At 70.2% G+C, this 17,584-nt stretch carries 16 protein-coding genes; 5 read left to right on the top strand and 11 right to left on the bottom strand.

Features of this window, described 5'->3' with window-relative positions; genetic code table 11:
* Positions 1-2: 2 nt before the first annotated feature.
* From ABZ848_RS28505 to ABZ848_RS28495, 3 genes are all read right to left on the bottom strand, one after another.
* The gene (locus ABZ848_RS28505; RefSeq protein ID WP_360836446.1) at positions 3-884 is read right to left on the bottom strand and encodes an acyl-CoA thioesterase II; all 882 of its coding nucleotides are present in this window, start codon (positions 882-884) and stop codon (positions 3-5) included.
* A gap of 36 nt (positions 885-920) precedes the next feature.
* Complete coding sequence (locus tag ABZ848_RS28500; protein WP_360836444.1) at positions 921-2,078, bottom strand: acyl-CoA dehydrogenase family protein; 1,158 nt, start codon at positions 2,076-2,078, stop codon at positions 921-923.
* 98 nt (positions 2,079-2,176) lie between these two features.
* On the bottom strand, positions 2,177-2,770 hold the full coding sequence (locus ABZ848_RS28495) for a TetR/AcrR family transcriptional regulator (protein ID WP_360836442.1): 594 nt from the start codon (positions 2,768-2,770) through the stop codon (positions 2,177-2,179).
* Between the two features lie 95 nt (positions 2,771-2,865).
* Here ABZ848_RS28495 and ABZ848_RS28490 point away from each other — a divergent pair, with 95 nt between their 5' ends.
* Genes ABZ848_RS28490 through ABZ848_RS28475 form a run of 4 tightly spaced genes read left to right on the top strand, consistent with a single transcriptional unit; the run spans position 2,866 to position 8,578 of the window.
* On the top strand, positions 2,866-4,482 hold the full coding sequence (locus ABZ848_RS28490; protein WP_360836441.1) for a carboxyl transferase domain-containing protein: 1,617 nt from the start codon (positions 2,866-2,868) through the stop codon (positions 4,480-4,482).
* A 6-nt stretch (positions 4,483-4,488) separates the two neighbouring features.
* Positions 4,489-6,489 carry a biotin carboxylase N-terminal domain-containing protein gene (locus ABZ848_RS28485; RefSeq protein ID WP_360836439.1) on the top strand — a complete coding sequence of 667 codons (2,001 nt, stop codon included), beginning with the start codon at positions 4,489-4,491 and terminating at the stop codon, positions 6,487-6,489.
* Positions 6,486-7,409, top strand: a complete 924-nt coding sequence (locus tag ABZ848_RS28480) for a hydroxymethylglutaryl-CoA lyase (protein WP_360836437.1) — start codon at positions 6,486-6,488, stop codon at positions 7,407-7,409. The genes ABZ848_RS28485 and ABZ848_RS28480 overlap by 4 nt, the downstream gene beginning before the upstream one ends.
* 8 nt (positions 7,410-7,417) lie before the next feature.
* Positions 7,418-8,578, top strand: a complete 1,161-nt coding sequence (locus ABZ848_RS28475; protein ID WP_360836436.1) for an acyl-CoA dehydrogenase family protein — start codon at positions 7,418-7,420, stop codon at positions 8,576-8,578.
* A gap of 4 nt (positions 8,579-8,582) precedes the next feature.
* Here the strand turns inward: ABZ848_RS28475 and ABZ848_RS28470 are convergent, their stop codons facing one another.
* The 8 genes from ABZ848_RS28470 to ABZ848_RS28435 all read right to left on the bottom strand — a co-directional run bounded on the left by ABZ848_RS28470 (position 8,583) and on the right by ABZ848_RS28435 (position 15,059).
* Entirely contained in the window at positions 8,583-9,083 is a 501-nt protein-coding gene (locus ABZ848_RS28470) for a hypothetical protein (protein WP_360836434.1), read from the bottom strand.
* Positions 9,084-9,085: 2 nt separating this feature from the next.
* Complete coding sequence (locus tag ABZ848_RS28465; RefSeq protein ID WP_360836432.1) at positions 9,086-9,727, bottom strand: hypothetical protein; 642 nt, start codon at positions 9,725-9,727, stop codon at positions 9,086-9,088.
* Positions 9,728-9,757: 30 nt separating this feature from the next.
* Positions 9,758-9,991, bottom strand: a complete 234-nt coding sequence (locus ABZ848_RS28460) for a helix-turn-helix domain-containing protein (RefSeq protein ID WP_360836430.1) — start codon at positions 9,989-9,991, stop codon at positions 9,758-9,760.
* Positions 9,992-10,182: 191 nt separating this feature from the next.
* Positions 10,183-11,430 (bottom strand): ABC transporter permease, encoded by a 1,248-nt coding sequence (locus ABZ848_RS28455; protein WP_360836428.1) that lies wholly within the window; start codon positions 11,428-11,430, stop codon positions 10,183-10,185.
* 8 nt (positions 11,431-11,438) lie between these two features.
* Positions 11,439-12,119: an ABC transporter ATP-binding protein gene (locus tag ABZ848_RS28450; RefSeq protein WP_360836426.1), complete on the bottom strand. Its 681-nt coding sequence runs from the start codon at positions 12,117-12,119 to the stop codon at positions 11,439-11,441.
* 62 nt (positions 12,120-12,181) lie between these two features.
* Positions 12,182-13,585, bottom strand: a complete 1,404-nt coding sequence (locus ABZ848_RS28445) for a peptidoglycan-binding protein (RefSeq protein WP_360836424.1) — start codon at positions 13,583-13,585, stop codon at positions 12,182-12,184.
* Between the two features lie 113 nt (positions 13,586-13,698).
* Positions 13,699-14,547 (bottom strand): hypothetical protein, encoded by an 849-nt coding sequence (locus ABZ848_RS28440; protein ID WP_360836422.1) that lies wholly within the window; start codon positions 14,545-14,547, stop codon positions 13,699-13,701.
* A 56-nt stretch (positions 14,548-14,603) separates the two neighbouring features.
* Complete coding sequence (locus ABZ848_RS28435) at positions 14,604-15,059, bottom strand: hypothetical protein (RefSeq protein ID WP_360836420.1); 456 nt, start codon at positions 15,057-15,059, stop codon at positions 14,604-14,606.
* A 202-nt stretch (positions 15,060-15,261) separates the two neighbouring features.
* On the opposite strand from ABZ848_RS28435, the gene ABZ848_RS28430 reads away from it, so the two are divergent.
* Complete coding sequence (locus ABZ848_RS28430) at positions 15,262-17,553, top strand: glycoside hydrolase domain-containing protein (protein ID WP_360836418.1); 2,292 nt, start codon at positions 15,262-15,264, stop codon at positions 17,551-17,553.
* Positions 17,554-17,584 lie beyond the last annotated feature (31 nt).

Here is a 17,584-nt window from a genome sequence, read left to right as displayed (position 1 = left end):
CCTCAGTCTTCCCGAGGGACGCGCACCACGCCTTCCTGTACGACCGAGACGGCCAGCTTTCCGTCCTGCGTGTAGATGCGGGCCTGGCCGAGACCGCGGCCGCCGTACGCCGAGGGCGACTCCTGGTCGTACAGCAGCCATTCGTCGGCGCGGAACGGCCGGTGGAACCACATGGCGTGGTCCAGCGAGGCCCCGACCACGTCACCGACCGCCCAGCCGCCGCGGCCGTGCGCGAGCAGGATCGAGTCGAGCAGGGTCATGTCGGAGACGTAGGTCGCGAGGACGACGTGCAGGAGCGGTTCGTCGATGGCTCCGCCCAGCTTGCCGTTGGTGCGGAACCACACCTGGGAGTGCGGCTCGCGCGGCTCGCCGTACTTCCCGTACGGCGGCTCCTCGGCATAGCGCAGGTCGACGGCCTCGCGCGCCTGAAGGAACTTCTCGGCGATCTCGGCCGGAATGTGGTCGTAGCCGCGCAGCCGCTCCTGGGAGGTGGGCAGCGTCACCGGGTCGGGCGCGGGCGGCATCGGCGCCTGGTGGTCGAGGCCTTCCTCGTACGTCTGGAAGGACGCCGACAGCGCGAAGATCGGCCGGCCGTGCTGGACCGCGATGGCCCGGCGGGTGGTGAAGGAGCGGCCGTCGCGGATGCGCTCGACGGTGTACACGATGGGCGCACCCGGGTCGCCGGGGCGCAGGAAGTACGCGTGCAGGGAGTGGGCGTGCCGGTCCGCGGGGACCGTGCGCCCGGCGGCGACCAGCGCCTGGGCCGCCACCTGTCCGCCGAAGACGCGCGGGACGACGGCGGACCGGGACTGGCCGCGGAAGATGTTCTCCTCGATCTGCTCCAGGTCGAGCAGATCGAGGAGATCCTGTAGTGCCTGGCTCATGGTCTCTGTTTGTACCGGGCGGTAATTGCCGGGACCTTACAGACCCATGTCCTTCGCGATGATCGTCTTCATGATCTCGCTGGTGCCGCCGTAGATGCGGTTGACGCGGTTGTCCGCGTACAGGCGGGCGATCGGGTACTCGTTCATGAAGCCGTAGCCGCCGTGCAGCTGGAGGCAGCGGTCGATGACGCGGTGCGCGACCTCGGTGCAGAACAGCTTGGCGGAGGCGGCCTCGGCCGGGGTCAGCTCGCCGGCGTCCAGGGCCTCCAGGGCGCGGTCGGCGACGGCCTCGGCGGCGTCCACCTCGGCCTTGCAGGCGGCCAGCTCGAACTTGGTGTTCTGGAAGGACGCGACGGTCTTGCCGAACACGGTGCGGTCCGTGACGTACTGCTGGGCGAACCGGACGGCGGCCTTGGCCTGCGCGTAGGCGCCGAAGGCGATGCCCCAGCGCTCGGAGGCGAGGTTGTGGCCGAGGTAGTAGAAGCCCTTGTTCTCCTCGCCGAGGAGGTCCTCGACCGGGACCTTGACGTCGACGAAGGCCAGCTCGGCGGTGTCGCTCGTGCGCAGGCCGAGCTTGTCGAGCTTGCGGCCGATGGAGTAGCCCTCGGACTTGGTGTCCACGGCGAACAGGGAGATGCCGTGGCGGCGGTCCTCGGCGGTCGGCGCGGCGGTGCGGGCGCAGACGATGACGCGGTCGGCGTGCACGCCGCCGGTGATGAAGGTCTTGGAGCCGTTGAGGACGTAGTGCGTGCCGTCCTCGGAGAGCTTGGCGGTGGTCTTCATGCCCGCGAGGTCGGAGCCGGTGCCCGGCTCGGTCATCGCGAGGGCCCACATCTCCTCGGCGGTGACGAACTTCTCGAGGTAGCGCTTCTTCTGCTCGTCGGTGGCGAGCATCTTGATGTACGGCAGGGCGAGCAGCACGTGCACGCCGGAGCCGCCGAAGTGGACGCCCGCGCGGGCCGTCTCCTCGTACATCACGGCCTCGAACTTGTACGAGTCGATGCCCGCGCCGCCGAACTCCTCCGGCACGTTGATGCCGAAGAGGCCCAGCTCGGCCAGCTTGTAGTAGAAGTCGCGCGGCGCCTGGCCGGCGGCGAACCACTCGTCGTAGACGGGAACGACCTCGGCCTCGATGAAGGCCCGGAGGGTCTCCCGGAACGCCTCGTGGTCCTCGTTGAACACCGTACGGCGCACCGCGCCACCTCCTGGGTCCTCTGTCTAAGCGCTTGCTCAGACTCCAAGGTACCGGCGAGTAGGCAAGGCCGTCCAGAGGAGCACCTCCGTAACGCTCGTCACGCTCCCGCCGCCGCGAAGGCGCCCCTGGCCATCCGGTGCAGCAGCTCCGCCGTCGCGCCGCGGCCCGGGAGGGAGCCGGGGCGGCCCAGGTGCGGGGTGGAGTTCAGGAGGCCGAAGACCGAGTGCACGGCGGACCGGGCGGCGGGTTCGGTGAGCCCGGGGTACACCTCGCGCAGCACCTCCACCCACAGCTCCACGTACTGCCGCTGGAGCTGCCGCACCAGCTTGCGGTCGCTGTCCCGGAGGCGGTCCAGCTCGCGGTCGTGCAGGGTGATCAGGGGGCGGTCGTCGAGCGCGAAGTCGATGTGCCCCTCGATGAGCGAGTCGAGGACCTCCTCGGCGGGAGTCCCGTCCGCCTCCGCGAGCCGCCGCTTGGCGCCCGTCAGCAGCTGGCCGCTGATGCCCACCAGGAGCTCGGCGAGCATCGCGTCCTTGCCCGCGAAGTGGCGGTAGAGACCGGGGCCGCTGATGCCGACGGCGGCACCTATCTCGTCGACGCCGACCCCGTGGAAACCGCGCTCGGCGAACAGCCGCGCGGCCTCCTTGAGGATCTGCTCGCGGCGGGTGGGGGCGTCGGTTCTGGTGGCCATGGAAGCAATTCTAGACAGGGAGGTTAGCGGTCGTTAACCTGAAGGAGATGGTTAACGCTCATTAACAGTCGACCACTGGGTGAGGGGACCGCAGGATGCACGAGGCACCGGAGCTGACGAGCGCGGCAGACCCCGCGTCGGAGGCCTGGCGGGCCAACGAGGCGGCGCACCGCGCGCTGGTCGAGGAGCTGCACGGCAAGCTGGCCGCGGCGCGGCTCGGCGGCGGCGAGAAGGCGCGCGCCCGGCACACCGCGCGCGGCAAGCTGCTGCCGCGCGACCGGGTGGACACGCTGCTCGACCCCGGGTCGCCGTTCCTGGAGCTGGCGCCCCTCGCGGCCGACGGGATGTACGACGGGGCGGCCCCGGCCGCCGGGGTCATCGCCGGGATCGGGCGGGTGAGCGGGCGCGAGTGCGTGGTCGTCGCCAATGACGCGACCGTCAAGGGCGGGACGTACTACCCGATGACGGTGAAGAAGCACCTGCGCGCCCAGGAGGTGGCCCTGGAGAACCGCCTTCCCTGCGTCTACCTGGTCGACTCCGGCGGCGCCTTCCTGCCCATGCAGGACGAGGTGTTCCCGGACCGCGAGCACTTCGGGCGGATCTTCTACAACCAGGCGCGGATGTCCGGCGCCGGCATCCCGCAGGTCGCGGCGGTTCTTGGCTCGTGCACGGCCGGTGGGGCGTATGTGCCGGCCATGAGCGACGAGGCGGTCATCGTCCGGGGCCAGGGCACGATCTTCCTGGGCGGGCCTCCGCTGGTGAAGGCGGCGACCGGCGAGGTGGTCACCGCAGAGGAGCTGGGCGGCGGCGAGGTCCACTCCCGGATCTCCGGCGTCACGGACCACCTCGCCGAGGACGACGCGCACGCCCTGCGCATCGTGCGGAACATCGTCTCGACGCTCCCCGCGCGCGGGCCGCTGCCCTGGGAGGTCACCCCGGTCGCCGAGCCGAAGGTCGATCCGTACGGGCTGTACGGCGCCGTGCCGGTCGACCCGCGCACCCCGTACGACGTCCGCGAGATCATCGCGCGCGTGGTCGACGGCTCGCGTTTCGCGGAGTTCAAGGCCGAGTTCGGGCAGACCCTGGTCACCGGCTTCGCCCGGATCCACGGCCACCCGGTCGGCGTCGTCGCCAACAACGGCATCCTGTTCTCCGAGTCCGCCCAGAAGGGCGCCCACTTCATCGAGCTGTGCGACCAGCGCGGCATCCCGCTGCTGTTCCTGCAGAACATCTCCGGCTTCATGGTCGGCAAGGACTACGAGGCGGGCGGCATCGCCAAGCACGGCGCCAAGATGGTCACGGCCGTGGCGTGCACGCGCGTGCCGAAACTGACGGTGGTGGTCGGCGGCTCGTACGGCGCCGGGAACTACTCGATGTGCGGCCGCGCCTACTCCCCCCGCTTCCTGTGGATGTGGCCCGGCGCCAAGATCTCCGTGATGGGCGGCGAGCAGGCCGCCTCGGTCCTCGCGACCGTCAAGCGCGACCAGCTGGAGGCACGCGGCGAGTCCTGGCCGGCGGAGGACGAGGAGGCCTTCAAGGCCCCCGTCCGGCAGCAGTACGAGCGCCAGGGCAACGCCTACTACGCGACCGCCCGCCTCTGGGACGACGGCGTGATCGACCCGCTGGAGACCCGCCAGGTGCTCGGCCTGGCCCTGACCGCTTGCGCCAACGCGCCGCTGGGCGACCCCCAGTTCGGCGTCTTCCGGATGTGAGGACCGATGTTCGAGACAGTACTGGTCGCCAACCGGGGCGAGATCGCCGTCCGTGTGATCCGTACGCTGCGCTCGCTGGGCGTGCGCTCGGTGGCCGTCTTCTCCGACGCGGACGCGGACGCCCGGCACGTCCGTGAGGCCGACACGGCGGTACGGATCGGTCCCGCGCCGGCCGCCGAGAGCTATCTGTCCGTGGAGCGGATCCTGGAGGCGGCGGCCCGCACCGGCGCCCAGGCCGTGCACCCGGGATACGGCTTCCTCGCCGAGAACGCCGGCTTCGCGCGCGCCTGCGCCGACGCCGGGCTGGTCTTCATCGGGCCGCCCGCCGAGGCCATCTCCCTGATGGGCGACAAGATCCGGGCCAAGGAGACGGTGAAGGCGGCCGGGGTACCGGTCGTACCGGGCGGCCGCGACCCCGAACTGGCTGCCGCCGCCCGTGAGTTGGGCGCGCCGGTGCTGCTCAAGCCGTCGGCCGGCGGTGGCGGCAAGGGCATGCGGCTGGTGCGGGACCTGACCGTCCTGGAGGAGGAGATCGCCGCCGCCCGCCGCGAGGCCCGCGCCTCCTTCGGCGACGACACGCTCCTGGTCGAGCGGTGGGTGGACCGGCCCCGGCACATCGAGATCCAGGTGCTGGCGGACGGCCACGGGAACGTGATCCACCTCGGCGAGCGCGAGTGCTCCCTGCAGCGCCGGCACCAGAAGATCATCGAGGAGGCGCCGAGCGTGCTCCTCGACGAGGCCACGCGCGCGGCGATGGGCGAGGCGGCGGTGCAGGCGGCGCGGTCGTGCGGGTACCGGGGCGCGGGCACGGTGGAGTTCATCGTCCCGGGCGGCGACCCGTCGTCGTACTACTTCATGGAGATGAACACGCGGCTCCAGGTGGAGCACCCGGTGACCGAGTTCGTCACGGGCCTGGACCTGGTGGAGTGGCAGCTGCGGGTGGCCGCGGGTGAGGAACTGCCGTACGAGCAGGGCGACATCAAGCTCACAGGGCACGCGATCGAGGCGCGGGTGTGTGCGGAAGACCCCGCGCGCGGGTTCCTGCCGTCCGGCGGGACGGTGCTGAGGCTGGCCGAGCCGCAGGGTGACGGGGTCCGTACCGACTCGGGGCTCAGTGAGGGCACGGAGGTCGGTTCGCTGTACGACCCGATGCTGTCCAAGGTGATCGCGTACGGGCCGGACCGGGAGACCGCGATCCGCAGACTGCGGGCCGCGCTCGCGGAGACGGTGACGCTGGGCGTGCAGACGAACGCCGGGTTCCTGCGGCGGCTCCTCGCCCATCCGGCGGTCGTGGCGGGCGAGTTGGACACGGGGCTGGTCGAGCGGGAAGTGGACGCGCTCGTGCGGGACGAGGTGCCCGCGGAGGTGTACGCGGCGGCGGTGCTGGCCCGCCGGGCCGCGCTCGCGCCTGCCGCCGACGCCGGTTGGGCCGACCCGTTCTCGGCGGCGGACGGATGGCGGCTGGGCGGCGAGCGGGCGTGGACCCCGCACCACCTCCGGGTGCCGGGCCACGAGCCGGTCACCGTGCGCGTGCGCAGCACGCCGCGCGGCGGCGTCGAGCTGCTGCTCCCCGGCGCGGACGAACCCCTCCGGGGGTCCGGGGGCGTGCCCCCGCGTCCTGGGGCCGAGGGCCGGCTCACCTTCATGCTCGACTGCGTCCGCCACACCTTCGCCGCGCTGCCGGACGGCACCTGGCTCGGCCGGGACGGCGACGCCTGGCAGGTGCGCGACCACGACCCGGTCGCCGCGTCCCTCACGCGCGCGGGGCACGCGGGCGCCGACTCGCTGACCGCGCCCATGCCCGGGACGGTGACGGTGGTGAAGGTGGCGGTCGGGGACGAAGTGACCGCCGGTCAGAGCCTGTTGGTGGTCGAGGCGATGAAGATGGAGCACGTCATCTCCGCCCCGCACGCCGGCACGGTCGCCGAACTGGACGTCACACCGGGCACGACGGTCGCCATGGACCAGGTGCTCGCGGTCATCACGCCGGCAGAGGAGGACCAGTGACACTTCCCATGGTCGTACCGTCCCCGGGCCTGCCCGCCCGCGTCCGCATCCACGAGGTCGGCGCACGGGACGGACTTCAGAACGAGAAGTCGACCGTGCCGACGGAGGTCAAGGCGGAGTTCATCCGCCGGCTGGCCGACGCGGGCCTGACGACGATCGAGGCGACGAGCTTCGTACACCCGAAGTGGGTGCCCCAACTCGCCGACGCGGAGCAGCTGTTCCCGATGGTGGGCGAGCTGCCGGTGGACCTCCCGGTGCTCGTGCCGAACGAACGCGGCCTGGAGCGTGCGCTCGCGCTCGGTGCCCGTCGGGTCGCCGTCTTCGCCAGCGCCACCGAGTCCTTCGCCAAGGCCAACCTCAACCGCACGGTGGACGAGGCGCTCGCGATGTTCGAGCCGGTGGTCGGCCGTGCCAAGGAGGCGGGCGGCCATGTCCGCGGCTACCTCTCGATGTGCTTCGGCGACCCGTGGGAGGGCGCGGTCCCGGTCCCGCAGGTGGTACGGGTGTGCCGGGCCCTGCTGGACATGGGCTGCGACGAGCTGAGCCTGGGCGACACGATCGGGGTGGCGACGCCGGGTCACGTACGGGCGCTGCTGACCGAACTGGACGTACCCGTCGAGAAGATCGGCGTGCACTTCCACGACACGTACGGGCAGGCGCTCGCCAACACCTACGCGGCGCTGCAACACGGCGTGACGACGGTCGACGCCTCCGCGGGCGGCCTCGGCGGCTGCCCGTTCGCCAAGTCCGCCACCGGCAATCTCGCCACCGAAGACCTCGTGTGGATGCTTCAGGGCCTCGGCATCGACACGGGAGTGGACCTCGGCCGCCTCGTCGCCACCAGCGTGTGGATGGCCGAACAACTGGGCCGACCCAGCCCGTCCCGCACCGTCCGCGCCCTCTCCCACCAGGAGCAGTGATCACAGCCATGGACTACCGACTCTCCCCCGAGCTGGAGGAACTCCGGCGCACCGTCGAGGAGTTCGCGCACGACGTCGTGGCGCCGAAGATCGGCGAGTTCTACGAGCACCACGAGTTCCCGTACGAGATCGTCCGCGAGATGGGCCGCATGGGCCTGTTCGGGCTGCCGTTCCCGGAGGAGTACGGCGGTATGGGCGGCGACTACCTGGCGCTGGGCGTGGCGCTGGAGGAACTGGCCCGCGTCGACTCCTCCGTCGCCATCACCCTGGAGGCCGGGGTCTCCCTGGGCGCGATGCCGATCCACCTCTTCGGGTCGCCCGAGCAGAAGCAGGAGTGGCTGCCGCGCCTGTGCTCCGGCGAGATCCTGGGCGCCTTCGGCCTGACCGAGCCGGACGGCGGCAGCGACGCCGGGGCGACGCGCACGACCGCCCGCCTGGACGAGTCGACGAACGAGTGGGTGATCAACGGCACCAAGTGCTTCATCACCAACTCGGGCACGGACATCACGGGGTTGGTGACGGTCACGGCGGTCACGGGCCGCAAGCCCGACGGCAAGCCCCACATCTCCTCGATCATCGTCCCGTCCGGCACACCGGGCTTCACGGTGGCGGCGCCGTACTCGAAGGTCGGCTGGAACGCCTCCGACACCCGCGAGCTGTCCTTCTCGGACGTCCGGGTCCCGGCGGCGAACCTCCTCGGCGCGGAGGGCCGCGGCTACGCCCAGTTCCTGCGCATCCTCGACGAGGGCCGCATCGCGATCGCGGCGCTGGCCACCGGTCTCGCGCAGGGCTGCGTGGACGAATCGGTGAAGTACGCGAAGGAACGCCAGGCCTTCGGCCGCCCCATCGGCGCCAACCAGGCCATCCAGTTCAAGATCGCCGACATGGAGATGAAGGCCCACACGGCCCGCCTCGCCTGGCGCGACGCGGCGTCCCGCCTGGTCACGGGCGCCCCCTTCAAGAAGGAGGCGGCCCTGGCCAAGCTGTACTCGTCCACGATCGCGGTCGACAACGCCCGCGACGCCACCCAGATCCACGGCGGCTACGGCTTCATGAACGAGTACCCGGTGGCCCGCATGTGGCGCGACTCCAAGATCCTGGAGATCGGGGAGGGGACGAGTGAGGTGCAGCGGATGCTGATCGCGCGGGAGTTGGGGCTGGTGGGCTGACCGGTCAGATGCCCAGCTGGTCCAGCATCCGGAAGAACAGTTCCTCCGCGAAGTCGCTGTCCTCCTCCGCGAACGTAGCGAGGAGGCCCGGCGGGTCGGGGGTGAGGCCGGCTTCCCGGGCCCATGTGGTCGCGGCCTGTGCCGCCTGCTCCGGGAGGGGGAACTCGGCGTCGAAGTCCTCGTCGTCGTCCTCGCAGTAGGCCTCGGCGGCCTCGCGGGCCAGGCACGCCCGCCAGTATCCGCCCGCGCTGGAGTACCCCTCGACGAACACCGTGTCGCTGTCCAGCACGTAGCCGGTCAGCGCCGGTGCGCCCGTCTCCTCGGCCAGTTCGGGGAGCATCGCCGGGCCCTCGTCGGCGAGTTCCGCGCCCGGGTAGCGGCCGATCTGCCAGCCGCCGGGGCGGTGTTCGTGCTCGTCGATGCCGTCGTGCCGGTCGATGACGGCGTGAAGGTCGTCGAGCGGGGTTTCGCTGCGGCAGACGACATAGGCGCCCCAGAAGCCCATGGTCAGCTCTCCTCTGTCGTGCGTCGGGCGAGTCGGGTCCGGGACCAGGCGATCAGCGGCGGGAAGGCGCCTTCGGCCTCGGCCTTGTCCACCAGCGTGCTCACCTCCGCGACCGGGTCGTCGTCGATGCGCAGGAGGATCTCGCTCTTGGTCGCGTCGCCGAGCCGGACCAGTTCGCCGTTCGGGTTCGTGCGGGTCTCCGCCAGCAGCGTCCCGCGGTCCAGCAGCCGTACCATCCACGGCACCGCCTCCTCCGTGAGCACGCGGGCCAGTTCCCGGCCGCAGAGGTCGCGGGTGTCCGGCTCGGCGAAGGCCCATCGGCTGCGGAAGTACCCCTCCTCCTCGGGCTGATGGGCGGCCACGTCCGGCGGAATCACCTTGCAGGTGGCGAGGGCACCGCTCGCGTTGGGCGCGGTGCGGTTCGGAACGTCACGGTACGCGAACTCCCAGCTCGGCAACGGCACCATCCAGAAGCTCACCTCGAAGACGAACTTCTCGGGATCGACCAGGTCCGCGTCGATGTGCAGAAAGGCGTGATCGCCGTTCGGCGCGGCCCGCCGGAAGGTCCTGCCCTTCTTCGCGAAGCCGGCCGCCTCCATCACGGGGGTCACGTGCTCCCGGATGAGCGTGTCCAGGGGATTCATGTCCGCCGTTTCCTGTTCACGCCGCCGGATTCAGGCCGAGTTCCCGAGTCGGTTGTCCGTGACGAGCGGACCACCGGCCCGGACTCCGCCCAACAGCCCCAACTCCTGCGCTCTGGCACCGAGTGCGACGCGCCCCACCACTCCCCAGCGATCCATGACTCGCTGCACGCGCCGCTGGACCGTCCGGTGCCCGATGCCCAGGCGGCGGCCGATGGCCGCGTCGCCCAGCCCCTGGTGGAGCAGACGAATGATCATGATGTCCATGTGGTCAAGGTCTGCACACTCCGGCGATGCGGCACTCACGACAACCCCCCGGTCATGGAACCCTACGAACCTCTTAGGTCACCCTAAGGTTCCGCATCCCGCCACGCCCGTCTTAACAATTAGTCAAAACTCCCCACACCACCCAACTCACGATGGCGGCATTACGCCAAATCCGCACAGCTTGGAACGCGTCAGTGCCGAAGTGCCTCCGCGGGCTCGACGCGTGCGGCCCTGAGAGCCGGGTAGAGGCCGGCCAGCAGACCGGTCGCGAGCCCGACCAGCGGCGCCATCGTGACGGTGGCCGGATGGACGACCGGCGTCCACTCCCGGGCGGCGGCCACGGCGACCACCGTGGTCGTGGCGATGGCAGTGCCGAGCAGCCCGCCGAGCAGCCCCAGCGCGCCCGATTCGGCCAGGAACTGTCCGGCGACATGACGCCCACGCGCACCGAGGGCACGACGCAGCCCGATCTCCCCGGTCCGCTCCAGCACCGCCACCAAGGTGGTGTTGGCGATGCCGACCGCGCCGATCACCAGACAGATCCCCGCGAGCAGCAGGAACAGCGTGTCGAGGTCGGATCCGACCGACGCGCGCAGCTTCCGGGCGTCCGGTGGGGCGATCGCCCGGAAGTACTCCGGGTGGTCGGGACGCAGGGCGAGCGCCGCCTCCCCCGCGATCTGCCGGGCCGCGCCGAGCCGTGTGGAGATCAGCATCCTGGGCTCCGAGGCGCTCTCCACTCCCCAGACGCGTTCCGCCGCCGCCCGTGGCACGACCACGGAGAGCAGCAGATCCGCCTTGCGCCGCACGTCACCGACGATCCCCACCACGGAGAAGGCCTCCTGACCGATGAAGACCGCGGGCGAGTTCTCCAGACTGGTGATGCCGAGCCGTGCGGCGACCCCCTCGCCGATCACGGCGACGGGCGCGGCGGTCCGCTCGGCGAAGTCGTCGTAGATCCTGCCCTGTACGAGAGTCGGTACGGCGGCCTCGACGGCGCCCGGCGTGGCGGCGACCACCTGGGTGCGGGCGGCCGAAGCGGTGGCGTCGGCCTGCGGTGCGGAGCCCACCGTCACGCCCTCCGGCAGCCGGACGGTGAAGTACACCCCCGCCTGTTCGACGCCGTTCAGCCGCCGGACCCGTTCGTCGGCGTCCTTGGGGAAGGCCACGTCCTCGAACTCGTTCTGCTGCCGGGCGTTGTCCTCGACCGTCACTTCCGTCGCGCCGAGCCTGCTGAAGCGGCTGTCGATCTGGGCCGAGGCCGTGGCCGTCAGGCCCAGGACGGCCACGAAGCTGCCGACTCCGAGGACGGTGCCGAACACAGTGAGCAGGGACCGTGCCGGGCGTTGCAGGATGCCCGCCGCCGCCTCGGCGCACAGGTCCCGCGCGCGCAGGGTGGAAGCGGCGATGCCGCCGGCTCGTCGTGGGCTGTGTCTGGCCATCGGTGCCCCTACCGGGCCGCGGTGGGCGCCGACTCGTTCAGCACGCCGTCCCGGATGGTGACGCGACGCGATCCGCGTGCGGCGACGGTCTGGTCATGGGTGATCATCACGAGTGTCATTCCCTGGTCGTTGAGCTCGTCCAGCAGCGTGAGGACGGTTTCCGCCGTCGCACTGTCGAGGTTTCCGGTGGGTTCGTCGCACAGCAGCAGCGCCGGGCGGACCGCCAGGGCCCGCGCGATGGCGACGCGTTGGCGCTCCCCGCCGGAGAGCCGGCCGGGCAGGGCGGCGCGCCGGTGGCCGAGGCCCACGTCGCGCAGCGCCGCGCTCGCCCGCTCGGCCCGTTCCCGGCCCGGGACGCCCGCGTAGACCATGCCGAGTTCCACGTTCTCCTGTGCCGTGCGGTGCGGCAGGAGATGGAAGGACTGGAAGACGAATCCGATACGGCGGCCCCGTACGGCGGTCCGGTCCGCGTCGGCGAGGCCGCCGACGTCGATCCCGTCGAGGAGGCAGGTCCCCTCGGTGGGAGTGTCGAGAAGCCCCGCGATATTGAGGAACGTCGACTTTCCCGAGCCGGAAGGGCCGGACACCGTGACGAAGTCTCCCCGACGCACCGAGAGGTCGGCGGGTCTCAGGGCGGTGACCGGCGGCGGACCCGGATAGGTCCGGCCGACTCCGCGGAACTCCAGCACCGTCTCCCCGTCTTCGGCGGCCGCAGCCGCAGTGGCCGGCCGGTTCCGGCGCGGGAACGGTCTCACCGGGCACCGCCGGTGCCGCGCAGTCCGACGACGACCCGGTCGCCCGCCCGCAGTGCGGTTCCCGAGCCGACCGGGACGACCTCGACGAAACCGTCGCCCTGGGTGCCGGCCTGGACCTCGACCCGGTGCCGGGTGCCGTCCGCGTCCAGAACCGTGACAGACGTCCTGCTGTCGGCACCGGCCGACACCGCCGTGATGGGTACCACCAGCGAACGGCCCTTGGTCGAGGCCGATTCGACGGTCAGCCGTACGTCCTGCCCGGCCGCGTCGGTACCGAGCGGCTTGTCCGGTTCGACCACCAGCCGGTAGGTACCGGCCTGGGGAGTCGCACCGGTCGTGCTGCCGGTGCCCTCGGCGGCCTTTCCGGATTCGGGAGTGTCGGCCACGGAGGTCACCTCGGCCGAAGTCCGCGCACCGCTCAGTTCGGAGAGGATCTGCACCTTTTGCCCGGCGGCGACGAGTCGGCGCTGGTGTTCCTGAAGGTATCCCTCAACGACCAGCTCACCCGCCGAGAGCCGCAGCACGGTCCCCGAGACCCGCGAACCCACGGCTCCGGCGACCGAGTCGACGAAGGCCGGGAATCCCCGGACGAAGACCACCTCGGCAGCGGGCAGCATCGGCCCCGACGCGGCCTGCGCTGCGGCGAGTTCGGCTCGCGCGTCCGCGAGGTCCTCCTCGGCCCGTTGCCGGACGACGTCAGCGCCCGCCTTCTGCCCGGCGGCGCTCGTGTCCTGAAGGGCCCGCTCTGCCGCCCGCACCGCGTCGCGTGCGGCGTCGAGGCGTTCTCCTCCGTCGTCCTCGGCCTGCGGGGGCTCGTAGCCGATCGACCCGTAGTACTTCTCCAGGGCAGACTTGGTGCCCTCGCCGAAGACGTCCTCGGCGTCCCCTCCGGTGTCGAACCCGAGGTCGCGCAGGGCAGTCTGGAGCTGCCCGACATCGCGGCCCTCGGCACCGGGCTTGAGGTCGCGGTAGACGGGAATGGCTCCACGCAGCACGAATACCGGGCGACCCGAGACTTCCAGGATCACCTGCCCGGCCTTGACAGGATCGCCGGCCGCGACCGGGAGCCGGGTCACCACGGGGGCGCCCGCGCCCTCGGTCGACGTGCCCTGCGGCGCCACGTCGACGGCCTGGCCCGCGCGTACGGTACCGCGCAGCACGACCGTGTCCTTCAGCACCCGGTGCTCCACCACGGCGGTGAGCAGGTCGGGCTCGGGCGGCGCGGTCTCCGCCGCCGCCTGCGCCGGTGAGCGGATCAGCTGGGCGGAGGCCACGCCCGCGCCGGTGAGCAGCACTGAGCCGACGGCCACTCCCACCAGCCATCGCCGACGTCGCACCGATCCGGCAGGCTGCGGCCCGTCGGCTTCCGGGCCGCCGGCGTCGAGCCGGTCGCCGGTCATCGCGACACCGACTGCCGCCTCTCGTCTGCCTTTCGGCGATCCGCCGCCCCGCACCGGCACCTCACTCACCCCGTCCGTCATCGTGGCCCACCGATTCCCGGTTCCCAGGCTCCTCAGGAGCCGGTCGCCTTCGTGCGCGCCGCGGCCTTCAGCGCCGTCTCCAGCACCTGTCCGGCCTCCTGGAGTTCCTGGATGTGCTGTTCCGCCAGTTCCCTCTGCAACCGGGTCTCCGTGTCGAACCACACCTCGGCCACGCGGTACTCATCACGGCATTCCAGGTCGGCCAACGCGGTGGCGATCTCCGCCGGTTCGGCCTTCGGGGCCGCGAAGGCGGGGTCGCTCGGGGCGTCGAGGGGCTCGTCGTACGAGTAACCCCGCTTCGCCATGCACTGCGACCATGACCGGAACACCTTCTGTACGGGTTCGGTCTTCTTCGCCTTCGTATATGCCTGGTTGCTCAGGTCCATGGCCAGCGTCGAGACCTGGTCGTCGGTGCCGTAGATCCGCCGATGGGCCTCGCCCGCGCAACCACCCTCGGGCAGCTCCGCCTTGCCGCCGCCCTCCCCGGTCATGGCGGCCTCTTCGGCGGCAGTCAGCGTGTTGGCCTCCATCGCCTGGCGCATCTCCTCCTGGTAGGCGTCCATGTCCCCCGCGGGCTTGTAGCCATAGGTCTCGGCCACCTGCCGGTCGTGGATGCCGTAGCGCAGGTCGGTGAGGGTGTCCGGGCCGAAATCGGGGAGCGGCTTGGCCGGTCGGTAGTCGAAGCCGAACCGCGCCATGCAGGCGGCCTTCGCATCCTCCAGGGACTGGAACAGCAGGTCCTCCTGTTCGGGGTCCGGCAGGTAGGCCTGGAGGGGCAGCACCCAGGTCGCCGGGTCACCGGGGTCCGCCGACCGGTCGGAGCCGGCGGCCTCGTCCTTCGCGCTCTGCCCGCCGCACGCCGTGAGCAGGAGGAGAGCCACCGCGACGGCGAGGGCGGGGCGAGCCCCTCGGGACGCGCCCCTGACTCTGAACGAGCTCAGCACCACTGGAACGAGGCGTTCTCGTTGTACGTGTTCACCAGGTTCTTGCTCACCGGCGTGGGAACCGCCGGCTGCAGGGAGTCCTTGGCGCCGTTGAACCAGCTGCTGAAGTAGACGCACGCGCCGTACGACGTGTGCTCGTTCCTGGCGGAAGCGGCATTGTTCTTCACACCCTGGCCCGCTCCGGCGCCGGTGCCGCCACAGAACTTGTAGGCGACGGTGCCGGAGCCGTAGATCTCCACGGCCCCGAAGTTGCCGACGGCGTAGCCGAAGTCGCGGTACGAGCCGCCGGAGTTGGAGTTGTAGTAGAGCCGGAACTTGAACGTGTTGTACGTCTGGCAGCCCAGCCAGTAGTTGTCCTCGTCCTGCTGCGTCGCGTTCGCGGGCACGGCCGAGAACATCAGCAGCCCGGCGGCGGACGCGACCGTAAGCGCCTTTGCGAGAGTTCGCATATCCATCTCCTCAGGGATCGGCGAACGCAGATCCTGGCATCACCGGATACGACTGCCAATGATTCTGACGTCATTACGCCAATCCACTCGGCCCAAGTCCGGTGCGTTCTGGCGTAATCACGCCAGCGCCTTCCCATCCGAGGTGGGCTGACAAAGACTCGGTAGCCGCTGCGATTCCCACTCCCTGAAAGCGAGCTTCGGCATGGCCGACGAGATGGTCCTGCAAGCCCAGCGTTTCTTCAACACCACTTACAGCGGCTACGCAGGCATGCCCAAGCTGACGGAGAACGGGCAGACCTCCTGGTACGTCATGTACGCCCTCACCCGGGCCCTGCAGTTCGAGCTCCTGATATCCCCCCAGTCGGACAACTTCGGCCCCGGAACGCTGGCCGCGCTCACCTCGAAATGTCCGTCGATCAACGAGAACACCACACTCTCGGGGAACTTCACCCGCATCATCCAGTCCGCGCTCTATTGCAAGGGATATGACGGCGGCGGAATCGACGGACAGTACAACGACCGGGTCAAGGCCGGTGTCGCCAAACTCAAGGCGAACATGGGTGTCGACAGCATCTACCCCGGAACCTCCCTTGAGCCGAAGGTGGTCAAGGGGCTGATGAACATGGACGCCTACACGACCATCTCGGGCGGCAGCGACAGCGTCAGATCCATCCAGCAGTGGATGAACTCGCGTTATATCGGGCGGGCCGACTACTTCGTCATCCCGTGCGACGGGCTCTACTCACGCGATGTGCAGAAGGCCCAGATGTACGCGATCCAGTACGAGCTCGGCATGGCGGACGGGACCGCCAACGGTGTGTTCGGTCCCGCCACCAAGGCCGGTCTGAAGAGCCACACCCTGTCCGTCGGCTCCAGCGGCACCTGGGTGCAGCTGTTCTCGGCCGCCCTGGTCTTCAACCGACGGGCCGGCGTGAGCTTCACCAGCAGCTACACCTCCGACCTCGCCGCCGCGGTGTCCTCGTTCCAGAGCTTCCTGGCGCTGAGCGTCAACGGCACCGCGGACTATCCGACCTGGGCCTCACTTCTGGTGTCCTACGGCGACGACACCCGCAAGGGCACGGCCTTCGACTGCGCCGACGAGGTCACCGCCGCGCGCGCCCAGTCCCTGTACGCCGACGGTTACCGGCTCGGTGGGCGCTACCTGACGAACGTCCCTGGTACCACGCTCGACAAGAAGATCAAGCCGGGCGAGCTGGCGACCATGGCGAGCGCCGGCCTCAGCTGCTTCCCCATCTACCAGACGTACGGCGACAGCTCCTCCTACTTCAGCCGTCCACAGGGGACGTCCGACGCGATCGCCGCCACACAGGCCGCCCTGGAGCACGGCTTCAAGAAGGGCACCCGTATCTACTTCGCGATCGACTACGACAACACCGGCGAGGAGATCGTCAACAACCTCATCCCGCATTTCCGGGGAATCAACGAGGGCATGGCCCAGGCGGGAGGCTATTACCAGGTCGGGATCTACGCGACCCGGAACGCCTGCTCCCAGGTCTCCGCCGCGGGTCTGTCCACCGCGAGCTTCGTCTCCAACATGTCCGCGGGATACTCCGGGAACCTGGGGTTCCCCATGCCGGCGGACTGGGCCATCGACCAGATCAAGACGATCACCGTCGGCTCCGGCACCGGTGCGATCGAGATCGACAACGACATCAACTCGGGCCGTGAGAGCGGGCAGAAGACCTTCGACACCCCTCCGGCCAGTACCGACCTGGACACCGCCTTCGACATGTCGTGGTCGGACCAGTTCCTCACGGACATTCAGACGTACTTCGAGTCGATCGGCATTCCCGAGTCGGGCCCGCCGGACTCCTGGCCGTCCCCCGGCATGACCAAGTACACCACCAGCTTCTGCGTGGAGTTCATGCTGAACTGGGACGACCTGTTCACCTCCCTGGCCCGCCGGCTGAGGATGCGCAAGGCGCTCATCCAGGTCTCCGCGATCTGGGAGCTGCGCCACCACAACATCACCAACATCGCCGATCTGGCCGTCCCCAAGGTCAACGACGACTTCTCCGACGCGTGTGTGTACGACTACTACAACGACGGAGTGCTGCCGGACTGGGTGACGGAGTTCGGCAACAAGCTCACGTCTCTCGACGACTGTTCCACGGGCGTGGGGCAGATCTTCGGCAGGCGGGCGATCGCCGCCCGCAACCACGCGATCGATCTGGGCCTGCTCGACGAGGCGAAGCGCGACGCGTCCAACGAGTCCGACATCTGGGCCGTCTGGGAGAAGCTGCACTTCAACCAGTCGTACAACATCTCGACCGTGCCGTACATGCACATCCTGCACGCCTCGGAGAACGGACTGGCCCGACCGGGCCTGACGACCAGTGAGACGGACACCGAGAAGCTGCTGCAGTACTACCAGGGAACCACAGCGGAGGCGGCGGAGCAGGCGAGGCTGCGCATGGGCATGTACCGCATCATCGAGGACAAGTACCAGAGCGTGTTCCGCAAGTACATGTGACGCACGCACACGACGCACAGGCGCGAGACGA

It is taken from the genome of Streptomyces sp. NPDC047081, assembly GCF_040643775.1.
Lineage (GTDB): Bacteria > Actinomycetota > Actinomycetes > Streptomycetales > Streptomycetaceae > Streptomyces.
The sequence above is the reverse complement of the archived record's forward strand: the minus strand, read 5'-3'. Positions and strand labels throughout refer to the sequence as shown.